Below are 15,879 nucleotides of genomic sequence, written 5' to 3'. Positions count from 1 at the left end.
GTGGTGGGCGCCGGTGCCGTGGTCGGGGATGAGGGGGTGGGTGGCGGTGCGGGTGCGGGGGGTGGCGGTGTCGGGTCCGCCGGCGGGGAGGGGGCCGTTGCGCAGGGCGGCGCCGACGAGGAGGGCGGTGACGACGGTGTCGATGAGGGGGCGCAGTGCGGCGGGGCCTGCGGTGCCTCCGGCGAGGGGTGGGGTGGGCATGGGTGGGGTGGTCCTTCGGGAGGGCGGGGGTGGACATGCCAGCTTGTCCCGGGTTTCGGGTGGCGCGGCCGAAGAGCCCAACGATCTGAACTCGAAAGGGGTACTGGTGGCCGGTGTGGGCCATTTGCCGGGGGTTCGGGTGGTATAGGTGTGCGGTTCCGGGACGGGCGTACGGACGGTTCCGGTGGGGCGGGTCGGGGGCCGTTCGTGGGGGCCGGGACTCTGTGGGGTTGCCGGTATGAGTTGCCGGTGGAAGTTGCCGGTGGAAGTTGCCGGTGGGACTTGACTGATCAATGAATTGCGAAATTCTGCAATTCACTACATGCTGTGTGGGCCGTTCCGCCGTCACCCGTGCGGTGCGGTCCCCGCTCGGCTCCCCCGCCCGCGGTGGTGGCGCACTGCCGAGGAGAGGCCCGGAACAATGGCGGTCCCCCTGTACCAGGCCAAGGCCGAGTTCTTCCGGATGCTCGGGCATCCGGTCCGCATCAGAGTGCTCGAACTGCTCCAGGACGGTCCGCTGCCGGTGCGGGAGCTGCTGGCGGCGATCGAGGTGGAGCCGTCGTCCCTGTCGCAGCAGCTGGCGGTGTTGCGCCGGTCCGGCATCGTCACGGCGACCCGGGAGGGTTCGACGGTGGTGTACGAGCTGGCCGGTGGTGATGTCGCCGAGCTGATGCGGGCGGCGCGGCGCATCCTGACCGAGATGCTGGTGGGCCGGGACGGGCTCCTCGCCGAGCTGCGGGAGGCCGAGGTGTCCTCGCGATGACGGGGTCCTCGGTCGGATCGGAGCGCGGCCCGGTGTCGCGGGGCCTGCGCCGGGTGCGGGCGCTGCTGCCCGTGCGTGCGGACTTCGTGGCCATGACCCGTAACCCCCGGCGTGATCTGCTCGCCGGGCTCACCGTGGCGATCGTCGCGCTGCCGCTCGCGCTCGGCTTCGGGGTCTCCTCGGGGCTCGGCGCGGAGGCGGGGCTGGCCACGGCGGTGGTCGCCGGGGCGCTGGCGGCGGTGTTCGGCGGGTCGAACCTCCAGGTGTCGGGGCCGACCGGGGCGATGACGGTGGTCCTGGTGCCGATCGTCGCCGAGCACGGTCCGGGCGGGGTGCTGACCGTGGGGCTGATGGCGGGGGCGCTGCTGATCGGTCTTGCGCTGCTGCGGGCGGGGCGGTCCATGCGGTACGTCCCCGCGCCGGTGGTGGAGGGGTTCACGTTCGGTATCGCGGGGGTCATCGCCCTCCAGCAGGTCCCGAACGCGCTGGGTGTGACCGTGCCCGAGGGCGACCGGGTGCTGGTGGTCGCGTGGCGGGCGGTCCAGGAGTTCGCCGCGCATCCGGACGTGACCGCCCTCTCGGTCTCCGTGGGGGTGGCCGGGCTGATGCTGCTGGGGGCGCGGCGGTTCCCCACGGTCCCGTTCTCGGTGGTCGCGGTGGCGCTCGCGACGGTGGCGGTGCAGGTGTTCGACCTGGGCGCCGAGCCGATCGGGGCGCTGCCGGCCGGGCTGCCCGCTCCTTCGCTGGGGTTCCTGGATGTGTCGGCGCTGGGTTCGCTGGTGGCCCCGGCGGTCGCGGTGGCGGCCCTGGCGGCGCTGGAGTCGCTGCTGTCGGCGACGGTGGCGGACGGGATGACGGTGGGGCAGAAGCACGACCCCGACCGGGAGCTGTTCGGGCAGGGCATCGCGAATCTGGCCGCGCCGCTGTTCGGCGGGGTGCCCGCGACGGCGGCGATCGCCCGTACGGCGGTCAATGTCCGTACCGGTGCGTCCTCCCGGCTGGCGGCGCTGGCCCATGCAGCGGTGCTGGCGGTGATCGTGTTCGCGGCGGCGCCGCTGGTCTCCCGGATTCCGCTCGCCGCGCTGGCCGGGGTGCTGCTGGCGACGGCGGTGCGGATGGTGGAGGTGGGGGCGTTGCGGGCGATGGCCCGGGCGACGCGTTCGGACGCGGTGGTGCTGGTGCTGACGGCTGCCGCGACCCTGGTGCTGGATCTGGTGCTGGCGGTCGTGATCGGGCTGGTGGTGGCGGGGGCGCTGGCGCTGCGGGCGGTGGCGGGCGAGGCCCGGATGGACCGGGTGGATCTGCGGGAGGGTACGGATGCGGAGCTGCCGGGTGCGCACAGCGAGGAGGAGCACGCGCTGTTGGCGGAGCACATCGTGGCGTACCGGATCGAGGGGCCGTTGTTCTTCGCGGGGGCGCACCGTTTCCTGCTGACGCTCTCGGAGGTCGCCGACGTACGGGTGGTGATCCTGCGGATGTCGCGGGTGACGACGGTGGACGCGTCGGGTGCGCTGATGCTGAAGGACGCGGTGCGTCAGCTGAACCGGCGGGGCATCGCGGTGCTGGCCTCGGGTGTCCGGCCCGGGCAGCGGCAGGCGCTGGAGTCGGTGGGGGCGCTGGAGCTGTTGCGGCGGGAGGGCCGGGAGTACGCGACGACGCCGGAGGCGATCGCGGGGGCGCGCGACCGGTTGCGGGAGGCGGGGGTGCTGGTGCCCGGCCATGCGGCGGGGGCGAAGACCGCGGTGGCCGCGTCGGTGGCCGGTACGCATGCTGCCGCTGCCGCTGAGGAGGCCGCCCGGTGATCAGGCCTCATGACGCGTTGCCGTACCGGCATGTGCTGACGCTGCCCGCGATGGGCTCGGCGGTGCGGATCGCGCGGGAGACGACGGAGCAGGTGCTGGCGGAGTGGGGGGTGGGTCCGCAGGAGCCGTGTACGGGGCCGGCGCTGCTGATCCTGAGCGAGCTGGTGGCCAACAGTGTGCGGCACGCGGCTGTGCTCTCCCCGAATGTGACGGTCGTCTACGCGGGCGGTCCGGACGCGTTCGCCTTCGGTGTGCACGACCGTCATCCCTACCGTCCGGCGCTCTACACCCCGGCCGTGGCCGGTTCGGGGCGGGGTCTGGCCACCGTGGTGGAGCTGACCCTGGAGCTGGGCGGCAGCGCGGTGGTGCGGGGCGACGCGGACGAGGGCGGCAAGAGCATCTGGATCACGCTGCCGCTCCAGCGGACGGGCGCGCCCCGTGACCGGTGACCGGTCACGGGGGAAATCAGGATTCCCGCTGCAAGAGCTGCACGGGTGTGGGAAAGGCAGGAACGCACCATGAGCGACATCGTCGTGAAGGACAGCAACGGGACCGTGCTGGCGGACGGTGACTCCGTGACCACGGTCAAGGACCTGAAGGTGAAGGGGACCTCGGAGACGCTCAAGCGCGGCACCCTGGTGAAGAACATCCGGCTCACCGGGCGGGCGGGGGAGATCGAGTGCAACACGAAGAAGGTGAAGGGGCTCGTGCTGAAGACCGAGTTCCTGAAGAAGGCCTGACCCGTCCGGTCCCCCGGTTCATCCTCGCGGCGCGAAGGCGCGAGGATGAACCCATGGAGAAGAGATCTTGCGCACCGCGCCGCGGTGGGTTCCCGGTGTACGGAACGGGGCCCCGTCGGTGAGTACGCCGCTGTACCGGCTGAAGGCCGAGTTCTTCAAGACGCTGGGGCATCCGGTGAGGATCCGGGTGCTCGAACTGCTGAGTGAGCGTGAGCACGCGGTGTCGGAGATGCTGGGCGAGGTGGGGGTCGAGGCCGCCCATCTCTCCCAGCAGTTGGCGGTGTTGCGCCGCGCCCGTCTGGTCACCGCGCGGCGGGAGGGTTCCGCCGTGTACTACACGCTGGCGAACCCCGAGGTGGCGGAGTTGCTGAGGGTGGCCCGGACGATTCTGACCGAGGTGCTGACGGGCCAGGCCGAGCTGCTCGCCGACCTGCGGGCGGACGAGGGACCGGGGAGCGAAGGGGCGGCCGGTACGAGGTGACGCCTGCTGCCGCCCCCTTCGCTCCCCGTACGCGGTCTACTCGTTCGTGGTCCGTACGGCCAGGGCCCGGCGGAGGTCGTCGAGCTGGTCGACCAGCTTGCGGTGCAGGGCCGGGATGAGAGCCGGGTCCTTGAGGGCCCGGGTGCCGGTGGCGAGGCTCTCGGCGTCGACGGCGTACGCGGGGAACGCGTAGCGCCCGGCGGCCTCGGCGATGGCGGGGCCCCGGCGGGCGGCGAGTGCGATGGCGTCCGGGTAGAAGCGGTCCACGTAACCGTTCAGGACGTCGCCCTGGCCGGGCTGCCAGAAGCCCTGGGCGGTGGCGGCGAACAGGTAGTTGGAGAGGGTGTCGTCGCTGAACATCGCCTGCCAGGCGGCGGCCTTGGCCTCGGGGGTGGGCAGGGCGGCCCGGCAGCGGGCGGCGCCCTCGCGGCCGGTGGCGCTGGGGTCGGCGGCGAGTTCGGCGGCGATGGTGGCCTCGTCGGTGGCGCCGAGGACGGCGAGCCGGGTGAGGATGCGCCAGCGCAGCTCGGGGTCGAGCTCCGGGCCGCCGTGGACGGTGCCTTCGGTGAGCCAGGCCTGGAGGGTGTCGGGCTGGGTGGCGGCGTCGATGAAGTGGCGTACGGCGGTGAGGCGCAGCCCCGGGTGGGAGCCGTCCTCGGTGCGGCGGATCAGGTCGCGGCAGAGGCTGGTGAGGGTGGCGAGCGCGGCCGGGCGTGCCTCGGGGGTGACGTAACGGGCGGCGATCTGCCCGTCGGCGAAGGACAGGACGCCCTGGACGAGGGCGAGGTCGCTCTCGTACGGGAGGTGGGTGCGGGCGGCGGTGAGGTAGCGCGCGGGGTCCAGTTCGCCGTCGCGGACCATGTCGCGGGCCGCGTTCCAGATGACGGCCCGGGTCAAGGCGTCGGGGATGGCGGAGAGGTGGGTGAGGGCGGTGTCCCAGGAGGCGGCGTCGAGCCGGATCTTGGCGTAGGTGAGGTCGCCGTCGTTGAGGACGACGAGGGCGGGGCGGCGGCCGGTGCGGACGGTGGGGGTGGAGTCGCCCGGGATGTCGAGTTCGAACCGGTCGCGGGGGGCGAGGTGGCCGGGGCCGGCCTGGGTGTTGAGGGCGTGGTCGAAGGTGGAGACGGTGATGCGGTGGGGGCGGCTGCCGTCGCGCTCCACGGCGAGGGTCCAGGACTGTCCGGCGTCGGTGGGGCCGGTGGGTTCGTGGACGTCGGCGGTGAGGGTGTCGATGCCGGTGGTGCGCAGCCACTGCTCGGCCCAGGCGTGGACGTCGCGGTCGGTGGCGGAGGCCAGGTTGTCGATGAAGTCGGCGAGGGTCGCGTTGGAGAACTTGTGCCGGGCGAAGTGGGTGTTGATCCCGGCGAGGAAGTCCTTCTCGCCGAGCCAGGCGACGAGCTGGCGCAGGGCGGAGGCGCCCTTGGCGTAGCTGATGCCGTCGAAGTTGAGGAGGGCGGAGGCGGTGTCGGGCACGGCGTCGGGGTCGGGGGCGACGGGGTGGGTGGAGGGCCGCTGGTCGGCGTCGTAGCCCCAGCCCTTGCGGGCGACGCCGAAGTCGACCCAGGTGTCGGTGAAGCGGGTGGCTTCGGTGAGGGTCTGGTAGCCCATGTACTCGGCGAAGGACTCGTTCAGCCAGATGTCGTCCCACCAGGCCAGCGTCACGAGGTCGCCGAACCACATGTGGGCCATCTCGTGGGCGACGACCATGGCCCGGGTCTGGCGTTCGGTGTCGGTGACGGCGGAGCGGTAGATGAACTCGTCGCGGAAGGTGACGAGTCCGGGGTTCTCCATGGCGCCCGCGTTGAACTCGGGGACGAAGGCCTGGTCGTAGGAGTCGAACGGGTAGGGCTCGTCGAACTTCTCGTGGTAGCGGTCGAAGCAGGCGCGGGTGATGGAGAGGATCTCGTCCGCGTCGGTGTCCAGGTGGGGCGCGAGGGAGCGCCGGCAGTGGAGGCCGAAGGGCAGTCCGGCGTGCTCGGTGGTGACCGAGTGCCAGGGGCCCGCGGCGACGGCGACGAGGTAGGTGGAGATGAGGGGGGTGGGCGCGATGGTCCAGCGCCCGTCCCCGGTGCGTTCGGCGACGCCGTTGCCGAGGACGGTCCAGCCTTCGGGGGCGGTGACGTCGATGGCGAAGACGGACTTGAGGTCGGGCTGGTCGAAGGCGGCGAAGACGCGCTGGACGTCCTCCATGAACAGCTGGGTGTAGAGGTAGGTCTCGCCGTCGGCGGGGTCGGTGAAGCGGTGCATGCCCTCGCCGGTGCGGGAGTAGCTCATCGCGGCGTCCACGTGGAGCTCGTGGGTGCCGGGGGTGAGGCCGGTGAGGGGGTAGCGGTTCCCGTCGAGGAGGGCGGGGTCCAGGGGCTGTCCGTCCAGGGCGATCGAGCGCAGGGTGGCGGGCCTGACCTCGACGAAGGTGTCACCGGCCGCGCGGGCGGTGAACCGGATGGCGGTCCTGGAGTCGAAGGTCTCCTCGCCGGTGGTGAGGTCGAGGGCGATCGTGTACCGCTCCACGTCGATGATCTGGGCTCGGGTCTGCGCTTCGTCGCGCGTCAGTACGGACATGCGCCCATGCTGCCGTACGGGGTGGGGCGGGCGAAGGGGGGTTCTCGCTGGGCGTACGGGCGGACCTGGGCGGGCGGATACCCCCTGGGGGCAGTGGGCGCTTACCATTTCCTCGGCGCGGCACACCGAGTACCGAGGACGTCCTCATGGCGCTCACGCCTGCGCACCATCCCGCCTGCCCCCTCTGCCCGCCCGCCCCTGAGGCTCCCCGCTCCCCTGCGGCTCTCCCCTCCTCTGCGGCTCCCCCCTCCCCCGGCCTGCTCTGCCGTGCCGTCTGCGAGTTCGGGCTGACGGCGGTGCTGCTCCTGGCCGTCGTGAGCGGGGTGCGGTGGCTCTTCGCGCCGGACGGGTACGGGGGCGGCGGGGCGGCGTTCGCCCTGCTGGGGGCGGGTGTCGGGGCGCTGCTCGCCGCCCTCATGGTCTCCGCGCCCGGCCGTCGCTCGGGCGGCCATCTGAATCCGGCGGTCACCCTGGCCCTGTGGCGGCTCGGGGCGTTCCCGGGGCGGGATGTGGTGCCGTACCTGGTGGCGCAGTTGAGCGGCTCGGTGGTGGGGACGTGGCTGGCGGGGCTGGTGTGGGGGCCCGTGGTCTCCAGGCCGCCGGTCTCCCACGCGGTGGTGCGGCCCGGTCCCGGCTGGGGCGACGTGGCGGTGGTGGCGGCCGAGGCCGGGGTGTTGGCCGGGTCGGCGCTGCTGCTCGCCGGGCTGCTGGCGCGTCCGGTGGGGCGGAGAGTCCTCCCGTACGCCGTCGGGGTGGTCACCGCGCTCGTCATCGCGGTGCTCGGTCCGCTGAGCGGCGGATCGACCAACCCGGCCCGGCAGTTCGGCCCCGCGCTGCTGTCCGGGGAGCCGGGGCTGCTGTGGGTGTACGGGGGCGGGCCGGTGCTGGGCGCGGTGGCCGGGGCGGGGCTGGTGGCGGTGGTGCGCGGGAGGCTGGGCGCGGGGCTCGCGGCGGTGGCGTACAGGAGGCTCGGCGGCCCGCCGGTCAGGCATGGCCGACCGTGGCAGTCCCGTATCAGGCCTGGCCGGCCGTAGCGGTCCCGTTCCCCGCCTCCTCCGCGATGCGCTCGTGGTGGCGGATGACCTCCGCGATGATGAAGTTCAGCAGCTTCTCGGCGAACGCCGGGTCCAGGTTGGCGCTCTGCGCCAGCTGCCGGAGCCGGGTGATCTGACGGGTCTCGCGGGCCGGGTCGGCAGGCGGCAGCTGGTGGTCGGCCTTGAGGCGGCCGACCTGCTGCGTGGCCTTGAAGCGCTCGGCGAGCATGTGGACGACGGCGGCGTCGATGTTGTCGATGCTCTCGCGCAGCCGGTTCAGTTCCGCCTGGACGGACGCGTCGATTTCGCTCGTACTCATGGTCAGCGAGCTTAGACGCCCCTCCTCACGGCCCGATCATCGGCGGGTCGTCCGGGTCGGGCACCTGGTCGCTCCAGCCGCCGGGCACACTGCGCCCCTGCTGTTCGCGGAAGCGGACGGGGGCGGTGCCGACGCGGCGGGCGAAGAGGCGGGAGAAGTAGGCGGGGTCGTCGTAGCCGACGCGGCGGGCGACGGCGGCGACCGGGAGGTCGGTGGCGGCGAGGAGTTCCTTGGCCCGGCCGAGGCGGATGGTGAGCAGGTAGTCCTTGGGGCTGCAGCCGGCGCCGCGCCGTACGGCGGTGCGGAGTTCGGCGGGGGTCATGCCGTGCTTGGCGGCGTGCTCGGCGACGGAGAGCGGCTGGTAGGCGTCGCGGGCCAGTGACTGCAGGACCGGGTCGCCGTCGGGGCCGAGGTCGGCGCGGGCGCGGCGCAGGGAGACGAGGAGTTCGTGGACGGCGGCCGCGGTCTCGACCTCCAGGAGGGGGTTGCCGCGGCGGGCGGCGCGCACGATGCGGCCGACGGCGGCGCGGGGGCCGGCGGTGTCGGAGAGCGGGACGAGGGGGCGGTCGGGTTCGATGCAGCCGAGCTCGGTGTAGGTGGTGGTGGCGGGGCCGGTGAAGTCGACGAAGCTCTCGTCCCAGCCGGTGCCGGGGTCGGCTCCGTAGTGGTGCGGGGTACCGGGGGTCAGCCAGATGAGGGTGGGGCCGGTGACGGGGGTGCGGCGTCCGTCGGGGCCGCTGAACCAGCCGGTGCCGGAGTTGACGATCACGGCGACGTGGTGGTCCAGGGTGCGGGGGCCGACGGTGGGCAGTGCGCCGTGCTGGAGGCCGACACCGAGGCAGACGAGGCCGAGGCGGTGGTGGAGCGGGCTGGGGGTGAAGAAGCGCATCCAGGTGTGGTACATCGCGGCCTTCCTCTCCCTGGGCGGTGCGTTGCGTCCAATCAGCAGCGATCTTTGTCCATGGACCCGGTGCGCGCCAGGGGTGAAGGTGGTCGGACCAATTCACCCCCGGGCCGCCGGGTGCGGCGGAGCACAGGAGCGTACGAGCACGATGACCGACTTCACCGTGGGGGACGACCACTTCCGGCTCGACGGGAAGCCCGTTCGGCTGCTGTCGGGTGCCCTGCACTACTTCCGGGTGCACGAGGAGCAGTGGGAGCACCGGCTGGCGATGCTGGCGGCGATGGGGCTGAACTGCGTCGAGACGTATGTGCCGTGGAATCTGCACGAGGAGCGGGAGGGTGTGTACCGGGACGTGGAGGCGCTCGGCCGGTTCCTGGACGCGGTGGAGCGGGCCGGACTGTGGGCGATCGTGCGCCCGGGTCCGTACATCTGTGCGGAGTGGGAGAACGGCGGGCTGCCGGTCTGGGTGACGGGCCGGTTCGGGCGGCGGGTGCGGACGCGGGACGCGGGGTACCGGGCGGTGGTGGAGCGGTGGTTCCGGGAGCTGCTGCCGCAGGTGGTGCGGCGGCAGGTGGGCCGGGGCGGTCCGGTGATCCTGGTGCAGGCGGAGAACGAGTACGGGAGTTACGGCTCGGACGCGGTGTATCTGGAGTGGCTGGCGGGGCTGTTGCGGCGGTGCGGGGTGAGCGTTCCGCTGTTCACGTCGGACGGGCCGGAGGACCACATGCTGACGGGCGGTTCCGTGCCGGGGCTGCTGGCGACGGCGAACTTCGGTTCGGGGGCGCGGGAGGGCTTCGAGGTGCTGCGCCGGCATCAGCCGAAGGGGCCGCTGATGTGCATGGAGTTCTGGTGCGGCTGGTTCGACCACTGGGGGGCCGAACCCGTCGTACGGGATGCGGGGCAGGCGGCCGAGGCACTGCGGGAGGTCCTGGAGTGCGGGGCGTCGGTGAACATCTACATGGCGCACGGCGGGACGAACTTCGCGGGCTGGGCGGGGGCGAACCGGGGCGGTCCGGTGCAGGACGGGGAGTTCCAGCCGACGGTGACGTCGTACGACTACGACGCGCCGGTCGACGAGTACGGGCGGGCCACGGAGAAGTTCCACCTGTTCCGGAAGGTGCTTCAGGAGTACGCGCAGGGCCCGCTGCCCGCGCTGCCGCCGGAGCCTGCGGGCCTGGCCGTGCCGGTGCGGGTGGAGCTGGACGGCTGGGCGGGGCTGGGGGACGTCACGGAGGCGCTGGGTGATCCGGAGGGGCCGGAGTCGGGGGTGGCGCCGACGTTCGAGGAGCTGGGGGTGGGCCGGGGTCTGGTGCGCTACCGGGTGGCGGTGCCGGGGCCGCGCATCCCGTATCCGCTGACGGCGGCGGGGCTGCGGGACCGGGCGGTGGTGTATGTGGACGGCGTCCGGGCGGGGGTGCTGACCGAGGAGTCCGCCACGCTGCCGGAGCCGGTGGCCGGTGGGGCGGTGGTGGAGCTGTGGGTGGAGTCGCTGGGCCGGGTCAACTACGGGCCGCGTCTGGGTGAGCCGAAGGGGATCACGGGCGGGGTGCTGCACGAGCGGCAGTATCTGCACGGTGTACGGGCCCGGGGGCTGCGGCTGGACGCCTTCGAGGAGGCGGGCGCGGTGGCGGCGGTCCCGTTCGGGCCGGTGCCGGTGGCCTCAGGGGAGACGGGGCTGTTCCGGGGGACGTTCACCGGCGCGGGGACGGAGGGCGTCGGTCACGCGGGGCTGCGGCTGCCCGGCTGGACGCGGGGCTTCGTCTGGGTGAACGGTTTCTGCCTGGGCCGGTACTGGTCCGCGGGCCCGCAGGAGACGCTGTACGTGCCGGGTCCGGTGCTCCGCGAGGGCGTCAACGAGGTGTGGGTGCTGGAGCTGGAGGGCGCGGGCGGGCCGTCCGTGGAGCTGGGCCCGGGGGTGCCCGTACGGTCGGGCACCCCCGGGGTGGTTCAGCCGTGATCAGTCACCGGCGTCAGAGTGCGGCGGCCGCGGAGGCGATGGCGGCGGCGAAGGTCGAGACCTCGGTGTAGACGCCGGGGTAGCCGGGCCGGGCGCAGCCGTAGCCCCAGCTGACGATGCCGACCTGGACCCACTCGTTGGCGTTGTCCTTGCGGAACATCGGGCCGCCGGAGTCACCCTGGCAGGTGTCGACGCCACCGGTGTCGGGGTATCCGGCGCAGATCTCCTCGGACGCGATGAGGTCGCTGCCGTAGGCGGAGCGGCAGGCGGCGTCGGAGACGAACGGGACGTTGGCCTTGAGGAGGTAGCGCTGCTGGCTGCCGCCCTCGCGGTTGGCGCCCCAGCCGGCGACGGTGAAGGTGCCCTGGTTGTACGCCGTGGTGGTGGCGATCTTGAGGGTGGGCTGGTTGATGGGCTGGGCGAGCTTGATGAGCGCCCAGTCCTTGCCGGTGCCGTTGTAGCCGGGGGCCTGGCGGACCTTGGTGGAGCGGACCTTGACGGCGTTGGGCGACTGGAGGTCGACAACGCCCCCGGTGGCGGTGATCGAGGTGTTGTTGCCCGATCCGTTCACGCAGTGGGCGGCGGTGAGGACGATGTCCTTGGCGTAGAGGGCGCCGCCGCAGCCCATGGAGAGCCGGACCATGAAGGGGAACTCGCCCTGGGCGGCGCGGGTTCCGCCGACGACGGGGTTGGGGGCGGCCGAGGCGGTGACGGGCTGGAGGCCGACGACGGCTATGGCGACGGTGGCGACGACGACGGAACATCTCTTCAAGGCACGCAGGAGCTGCTTCACGGACTGCCTTCTTTCGTGGGGGGTCGCAGTGGGAACCACGACAGGGCACACCGACAAGTTGGTCATGCACCCGTCAAGGCAATCCGATTATCGGGAGCCGGTCACCGCTGCCACAAGGCGCACTTTTCGGCCAAGCTCGTCACGGCGAATTCCGCGCCCCTCGGGCACCCCGGCCTACAGTGGAGGTCCGTCGAGGGCGGGGGTTCCTCCGACGGGACGGATGGGGGTACGGGCGTGAGCGACAACAGTCCGGGCGCACCGGTCGTCCACGGCTTTCCGCACCTGGACACGGTCCGGTCCGCGATCACCGCGCTCTACCGGCGGCTCTCCCCGGACGGCGTCCACACGTACGGCACCAGCCTGGTCCCCGCCGACGCCGCCTTCTCCGACGGGGACGATCTCCATCTCGGCGCCCAGCGGGTGGCGCGGGCCCTGGTCCAGCACCTCCATCTGCCCGACGCCCGCATGATCGTCGGCTTCCGCACGATGGAGCACGCGGCGAGCGTGGAACTGACCGCGGGACCGGAGTACTTCATCGAGCTCAACGACCGGTTCCGCACCCACCGCAGGGACATCGGCGCGGCGCTCGCGCACGAGATCACCCATGTCCTGCTGCACCGGCTCGGCCTGGAGTTCCCCGGCACACGCGACAACGAGATCCTCACCGACACGGTGACCACCTATCTCGGCGCGGGCTGGCTGCTGCTGGACGCCTTCCGGGAGGACGCCACGTCCCGGCAGAAGCTGGGCTATCTGACACCGGAGGAGTTCGGGTACGTCCTGGCCCAGCGGGCGTTCGCGTTCGACGAGGACCCCTCCCCCTGGTTCACCAGCCCGCAGGCGTACACCGCGTACACGAAGGGGCGGGCACAGGCGCTGCACGATCTGCGCAGGCCCCCGCTGACGGCGGCCGGGTGGGCGGGGCGGCGGCGGTACGCCAAGGACCGCCGGTACGCGCAGGACCACCCCGGCACGGCCGCGGACCCGGGTGTTCCGTACGCCTTCGAGCCCGGCGGCGAGGGACTGCGGGTCTCCTTCCCCTGCCCCACCTGCCACCAGCGCATCCGGCTCCCCGTCCGGGGCCGGACGGTCGCCCGGTGCGGGCTGTGCCGTACGCGACTGGAGTGCGACACCTGAGTGTCATTCCGGCCACCGTAGGCTCGAAGCATGACGAACGAGCCGATCAGGGACGAACCAAGCCTGTTCGACGCGCTGTACGAGGACGAGAACGCTGTCGTACGGGCGCTGCGCGCGGGTGCGCAGGCCGAGTCGAGCGACGAGGAGGGCACGACGGCGCTCTATCTGGCGGCGGTCCAGAACCTGCCGGAAGCGGTACGGCTGCTGCTCGCGGCGGGTGCCGATCCCGACCGGGCGAGCGGCGAGGGGACGGCCGACCTGCCGCTGTGCGGGGCGGCGTGCGGCGGCCACACCGAGGTGGTGGAGGCGCTGCTCTCCGCCGGGGCGCGGCCGGACCTGCGCGAGGAGTTCGGATTCACGGCGCTGCGCTGGGCGGTCGGTCTCGGCCACGCCTCGACGGTGGAGGCGCTGCTCTCCGGGGGCGCGGACCCGTTGCTGCCCGGCCCGCAGGGGGAACCGATGCTGGTCCTGGCGGCGCAGCGGGGCTCGCTGCGGACGGTGCGGGCGCTGCTGGAGCACGGGGCGGGGGCGCCGGGGCAGGAAGCGGTGGTCGGGGTGGCGCTGGCCGAGGCGCGGCGGGCAGCCGGTCCCGACCTGGAGCGGGAGCTGCTGAGGCAGTTGGAGGAGGCGTACGGTCCCGGGTTCGACGCCGTGGTCCGGCGGGAGCTGGTGGACGGCGAGGAGACGGTGGCCGTGGAGCTGCTGCGGGACGGGGTGCCGGCGGCGGGGGCGGACCGGCACACGGGGCACGGGGAGATCGCGGCGCTGCTGGAGGGGTGGGGGATGAGCGGGGGGCTTCACCCTGCTGCCCGTTCGGGCGCCGGGTGAGCTCTGCGCCGTCGGCCCCGCCCCCAGGCCTCCCGGGTGAGCTCTGCGCTGTTCGCGGGTGAGCTCTACGCTTCCCGCACCCACGCCTCCCGGGTGAGCACGTACTCCACCTCCCCGTGTTCCGAGCCCTCGATGGCGTCCGGCCAGTCCTCGGTGTAGGCGCGGAGGAAGGTCAGCCCCGCCTTCTCCATCACCCGCCGGGACCCGGCGTTGACGGCCATGGTGTTGGCGGTCACGCGCTCGGCCCCGAGGTCGGTGAACCCTTTGCGCACGAGGGCCCTGGCGCCCTCGGTGGCGTAACCGCTCCCCCAGGCGGCCCGGTTGAGCCGGTAGCCGAGCTCGACGACGGCGGGGTCGTCATCGGTCAGGGGCCGGAGCTCGAACCAGCCGAGGAAGGTGCCGGTGGCCTTCTCCTCTGCGGCCCAGAACCCGCGGGTCCCGGTGCAGGGGTGGTCGTGGAGGAGCCTCGGAAGGGTCCGCTCCCGGACGGACTCGGCGGTGGTGGGCCGGCCGCCGTTGATGTACCGCATGACCTCGGGGTCGTTGTCGAGGGCGAGCAGGGCGGGAACGTCGGCGTCCGTGAACGGGCGCAGCACGAGCCGGTCGGTCTCCAGGAAGACCCGGGAGGCCTCCGGCACCTGGATGCGGAAGGTCAGGCCTTCCGGGCTCGACAGCCGCGCCAGGCCTTCGGGGACGGTGACGAGTTCCCCGCCGTGCGCACGGGCCCGGGCGGCGACACCGTCGAGGTCGTCCACGGCGAGTGCCAGCTCCCACTGCGGCGCGGTGAGGGTGGCGGCTTCGGCGAACGCGGCCCGGGCGGGCGGAGCGCCGGTCGTCATCCCGCTGTAGAAGTGCCGGGCCCGCTCGGGGTCTTCGCAGGCCAGGACCGCGTGATGGGGTACGGCCACGGCCCCGTCCGAGGGCGATACCGGCCACCCCGCGAACCCCTGTGGCCGCCAGAGGGAGACGACCGCACCCACCGGGTCGATCAGGGTGGCGATCCGGCCCTGGTCCCCGGCGTCGAAGGGCGGTACGAGGATCTGTGCCCCGTTTTCCGCCGCCACGGCCGTACGGCGGTCCACGTCGTCGACCGCCAGGTAGTAGGCGATATGGGCGGGCAGCCCCGGCGGGTAGACGGGCTGCGCGAGGTCGCTCAGGCCGCCGATGCGGTGGTCCCCGGCGGAGATGGTGACGGCCTTGCGCCAGTCCTGCTCGTCCACCGCGAAGTCCCAGTCGAGCACGGCGGAGAAGAAGGCGGCGGTGCCGGAGGGGTCGCGGGTCTTGAGGTCCATCCAGCAGAACTCGTCCAGGGGGCCGTGCCGTGTCATCGTGCGCTCCTCGGTGTCCTGTGCTGGATACCGGGAGCGCGGACGTCCCCGCAAGCGAGTTTCCGTGCCGCACCGCGTGCGCCGTACGTCGTACGGGACCGCCTACGACGCCCCGTACACCCGCTGCGGCACCTCGGCGTCCGCCAGCAGCCGGCGTACGGTCTCCCCCGCATCGGCCGGGGACCTGCGCGCGCCCCGGTCGTCGGTGGGGCCGGGGCGCCAGCCCTCCATGACGGTGATGCGGCCCGCCTCGGCCTCGAAGACGCGGCCGGTCACCCCGTCGCTCGAAGCGGAACCGAGCCAGACGACGAGGGGCGAGACGTTCTCGGGGGCCATCGCGTCGAACTGCCCCTCCCCCGGGGCCGCCATCGTCGCGGCGAAGGTCTGCTCGGTCATCCGGGTCCGGGCGGCGGGGGCGAGGGCGTTGACGTGGACCCCGTACCGGCCCAGTTCGGCGGCCGCGACCAGAGTGAGGGCGACGATTCCGGCTTTGGCGGCCGCGTAGTTCCCCTGGCCGACGCTGCCGAGGAGCCCGGCGCCGGAGCTGGTGTTGATCACCCGGGCGACGGGCGGGCGGCCTGCCTTGGCCTCTCCCCGCCAGTGCGCGGCGGCGTGCTTCAGGGGCAGGAAGTGGCCCTTGAGGTGGACGCGCATCACCGCGTCCCAGTCGTCCTCGTCCAGGTTGACGAGCATCCGGTCGCGCAGGAAGCCCGCGTTGTTGACCAGGGTGTCGAGGCGGCCGAAGGCGTCCAGGGCGGTGGTGACCAGGGAGGCGGCGCCCTCGGTGGTGGCGATGTCGCCGTCGTGGACGACCGCTTCGCCGCCCCGGGCCGTGATCTCCTCGACGACCCGGCGGGCGGGTCCGCCCGAGCCTCCGTCGCCGCCGGGCCCGACGCCGAGGTCGTTGACGACGACCCGGGCTCCTTCGGCGGCGAAGGCGAGCGCGTGGGCCCGGCCGAGGCCGCGTCCGGCGCCCGTGACGGCGACGACCCGGCCCGCGCAGAGTCCGGCAGCAGTGGGTGCGGTCATC

The 15,879-nt window shown here is 73.2% G+C and carries 15 protein-coding genes and 2 pseudogenes; 9 read left to right on the top strand and 8 right to left on the bottom strand.

Annotated elements, in window-relative coordinates:
• A pseudogene (locus IE264_RS36995) lies at nt 1-201 on the bottom strand (aspartate aminotransferase family protein); the annotation flags it as partial.
• 421 nt (nt 202-622) lie between these two features.
• Here IE264_RS36995 and IE264_RS36990 point away from each other — a divergent pair.
• The 5 genes from IE264_RS36990 to IE264_RS36970 all read left to right on the top strand — a co-directional run bounded on the left by IE264_RS36990 (nt 623) and on the right by IE264_RS36970 (nt 3,987).
• Nucleotides 623-964, top strand: a complete 342-nt coding sequence (locus tag IE264_RS36990; RefSeq protein ID WP_015607906.1) for an ArsR/SmtB family transcription factor — start codon at nt 623-625, stop codon at nt 962-964.
• Nucleotides 961-2,766 (top strand): SulP family inorganic anion transporter, encoded by a 1,806-nt coding sequence (locus tag IE264_RS36985; protein WP_051821984.1) that lies wholly within the window; start codon nt 961-963, stop codon nt 2,764-2,766. The genes IE264_RS36990 and IE264_RS36985 overlap by 4 nt, the downstream gene beginning before the upstream one ends.
• A complete protein-coding gene (locus IE264_RS36980; RefSeq protein WP_032759442.1) occupies nt 2,763-3,215 on the top strand; it encodes an ATP-binding protein in 453 nt (150 codons plus the stop codon). The genes IE264_RS36985 and IE264_RS36980 overlap by 4 nt, the downstream gene beginning before the upstream one ends.
• Before the next feature lie 69 nt (nt 3,216-3,284).
• Nucleotides 3,285-3,506 carry an alkylphosphonate utilization protein gene (locus IE264_RS36975; RefSeq protein WP_030079631.1) on the top strand — a complete coding sequence of 74 codons (222 nt, stop codon included), beginning with the start codon at nt 3,285-3,287 and terminating at the stop codon, nt 3,504-3,506.
• A gap of 118 nt (nt 3,507-3,624) precedes the next feature.
• On the top strand, nt 3,625-3,987 hold the full coding sequence (locus IE264_RS36970) for an ArsR/SmtB family transcription factor (RefSeq protein ID WP_032759443.1): 363 nt from the start codon (nt 3,625-3,627) through the stop codon (nt 3,985-3,987).
• Nucleotides 3,988-4,023: 36 nt separating this feature from the next.
• Here the strand turns inward: IE264_RS36970 and pepN are convergent, their stop codons facing one another.
• Nucleotides 4,024-6,549, bottom strand: coding sequence for an aminopeptidase N (gene pepN / locus IE264_RS36965; protein ID WP_032759444.1), 2,526 nt, complete (start codon nt 6,547-6,549; stop codon nt 4,024-4,026).
• A 146-nt stretch (nt 6,550-6,695) separates the two neighbouring features.
• On the opposite strand from pepN, the gene IE264_RS36960 reads away from it, so the two are divergent.
• Nucleotides 6,696-7,583, top strand: coding sequence for an MIP/aquaporin family protein (locus tag IE264_RS36960; RefSeq protein ID WP_032759445.1), 888 nt, complete (start codon nt 6,696-6,698; stop codon nt 7,581-7,583).
• On the opposite strand, the gene IE264_RS36955 is transcribed toward IE264_RS36960, so the two are convergent.
• Nucleotides 7,564-7,902: a chorismate mutase gene (locus IE264_RS36955; protein ID WP_015607913.1), complete on the bottom strand. Its 339-nt coding sequence runs from the start codon at nt 7,900-7,902 to the stop codon at nt 7,564-7,566. The genes IE264_RS36960 and IE264_RS36955 overlap by 20 nt on opposite strands.
• 25 nt (nt 7,903-7,927) lie before the next feature.
• Entirely contained in the window at nt 7,928-8,806 is an 879-nt protein-coding gene (locus IE264_RS36950) for an AraC family transcriptional regulator (RefSeq protein ID WP_015607914.1), read from the bottom strand.
• 148 nt (nt 8,807-8,954) lie between these two features.
• Here IE264_RS36950 and IE264_RS36945 point away from each other — a divergent pair, with 148 nt between their 5' ends.
• Nucleotides 8,955-10,763: a glycoside hydrolase family 35 protein gene (locus tag IE264_RS36945; protein WP_032759446.1), complete on the top strand. Its 1,809-nt coding sequence runs from the start codon at nt 8,955-8,957 to the stop codon at nt 10,761-10,763.
• A gap of 13 nt (nt 10,764-10,776) precedes the next feature.
• Here IE264_RS36945 and IE264_RS36940 read toward each other — a convergent pair whose 3' ends face one another.
• Nucleotides 10,777-11,556 carry a serine protease gene (locus tag IE264_RS36940; RefSeq protein WP_015607916.1) on the bottom strand — a complete coding sequence of 260 codons (780 nt, stop codon included), beginning with the start codon at nt 11,554-11,556 and terminating at the stop codon, nt 10,777-10,779.
• A 234-nt stretch (nt 11,557-11,790) separates the two neighbouring features.
• On the opposite strand from IE264_RS36940, the gene IE264_RS36935 reads away from it, so the two are divergent.
• Nucleotides 11,791-12,693: a hypothetical protein gene (locus IE264_RS36935; protein WP_015607917.1), complete on the top strand. Its 903-nt coding sequence runs from the start codon at nt 11,791-11,793 to the stop codon at nt 12,691-12,693.
• A gap of 30 nt (nt 12,694-12,723) precedes the next feature.
• Nucleotides 12,724-13,521: an ankyrin repeat domain-containing protein gene (locus tag IE264_RS36930; protein WP_015607918.1), complete on the top strand. Its 798-nt coding sequence runs from the start codon at nt 12,724-12,726 to the stop codon at nt 13,519-13,521.
• A 65-nt stretch (nt 13,522-13,586) separates the two neighbouring features.
• Here IE264_RS36930 and IE264_RS38315 read toward each other — a convergent pair whose 3' ends face one another.
• From IE264_RS38315 to IE264_RS36920, 3 genes and pseudogenes are all read right to left on the bottom strand, one after another.
• The gene (locus tag IE264_RS38315; RefSeq protein WP_032759527.1) at nt 13,587-14,159 is read right to left on the bottom strand and encodes a GNAT family N-acetyltransferase; all 573 of its coding nucleotides are present in this window, start codon (nt 14,157-14,159) and stop codon (nt 13,587-13,589) included.
• Nucleotides 14,160-14,549: 390 nt separating this feature from the next.
• A pseudogene (locus tag IE264_RS38310) lies at nt 14,550-14,813 on the bottom strand (VOC family protein); the annotation flags it as partial.
• 138 nt (nt 14,814-14,951) lie between these two features.
• Nucleotides 14,952-15,878, bottom strand: coding sequence for an SDR family oxidoreductase (locus IE264_RS36920; RefSeq protein ID WP_032759447.1), 927 nt, complete (start codon nt 15,876-15,878; stop codon nt 14,952-14,954).
• Nucleotide 15,879: the final 1 nt, after the last annotated feature.

It is taken from the genome of Streptomyces microflavus (assembly GCF_014650075.1).
Classification (GTDB): domain Bacteria; phylum Actinomycetota; class Actinomycetes; order Streptomycetales; family Streptomycetaceae; genus Streptomyces; species Streptomyces microflavus.
This window is presented reverse-complemented; position numbering and strand designations above follow the sequence as displayed.

Coding starts and splice junctions, on each gene's coding strand:
- IE264_RS36985 (WP_051821984.1), top strand. CDS start 961: ATGACGGGGTCCTCGGTCGGATCGGAGCGCGGCCCGGTGTCGCGGGGC.
- IE264_RS36950 (WP_015607914.1), bottom strand. CDS start 8,806: ATGTACCACACCTGGATGCGCTTCTTCACCCCCAGCCCGCTCCACCAC.
- IE264_RS36920 (WP_032759447.1), bottom strand. CDS start 15,878: ATGACCGCACCCACTGCTGCCGGACTCTGCGCGGGCCGGGTCGTCGCC.
- IE264_RS36960 (WP_032759445.1), top strand. CDS start 6,696: ATGGCGCTCACGCCTGCGCACCATCCCGCCTGCCCCCTCTGCCCGCCC.
- pepN (WP_032759444.1), bottom strand. CDS start 6,549: ATGTCCGTACTGACGCGCGACGAAGCGCAGACCCGAGCCCAGATCATC.
- IE264_RS36945 (WP_032759446.1), top strand. CDS start 8,955: ATGACCGACTTCACCGTGGGGGACGACCACTTCCGGCTCGACGGGAAG.
- IE264_RS36930 (WP_015607918.1), top strand. CDS start 12,724: ATGACGAACGAGCCGATCAGGGACGAACCAAGCCTGTTCGACGCGCTG.
- IE264_RS36955 (WP_015607913.1), bottom strand. CDS start 7,902: ATGAGTACGAGCGAAATCGACGCGTCCGTCCAGGCGGAACTGAACCGG.
- IE264_RS36975 (WP_030079631.1), top strand. CDS start 3,285: ATGAGCGACATCGTCGTGAAGGACAGCAACGGGACCGTGCTGGCGGAC.
- IE264_RS36990 (WP_015607906.1), top strand. CDS start 623: ATGGCGGTCCCCCTGTACCAGGCCAAGGCCGAGTTCTTCCGGATGCTC.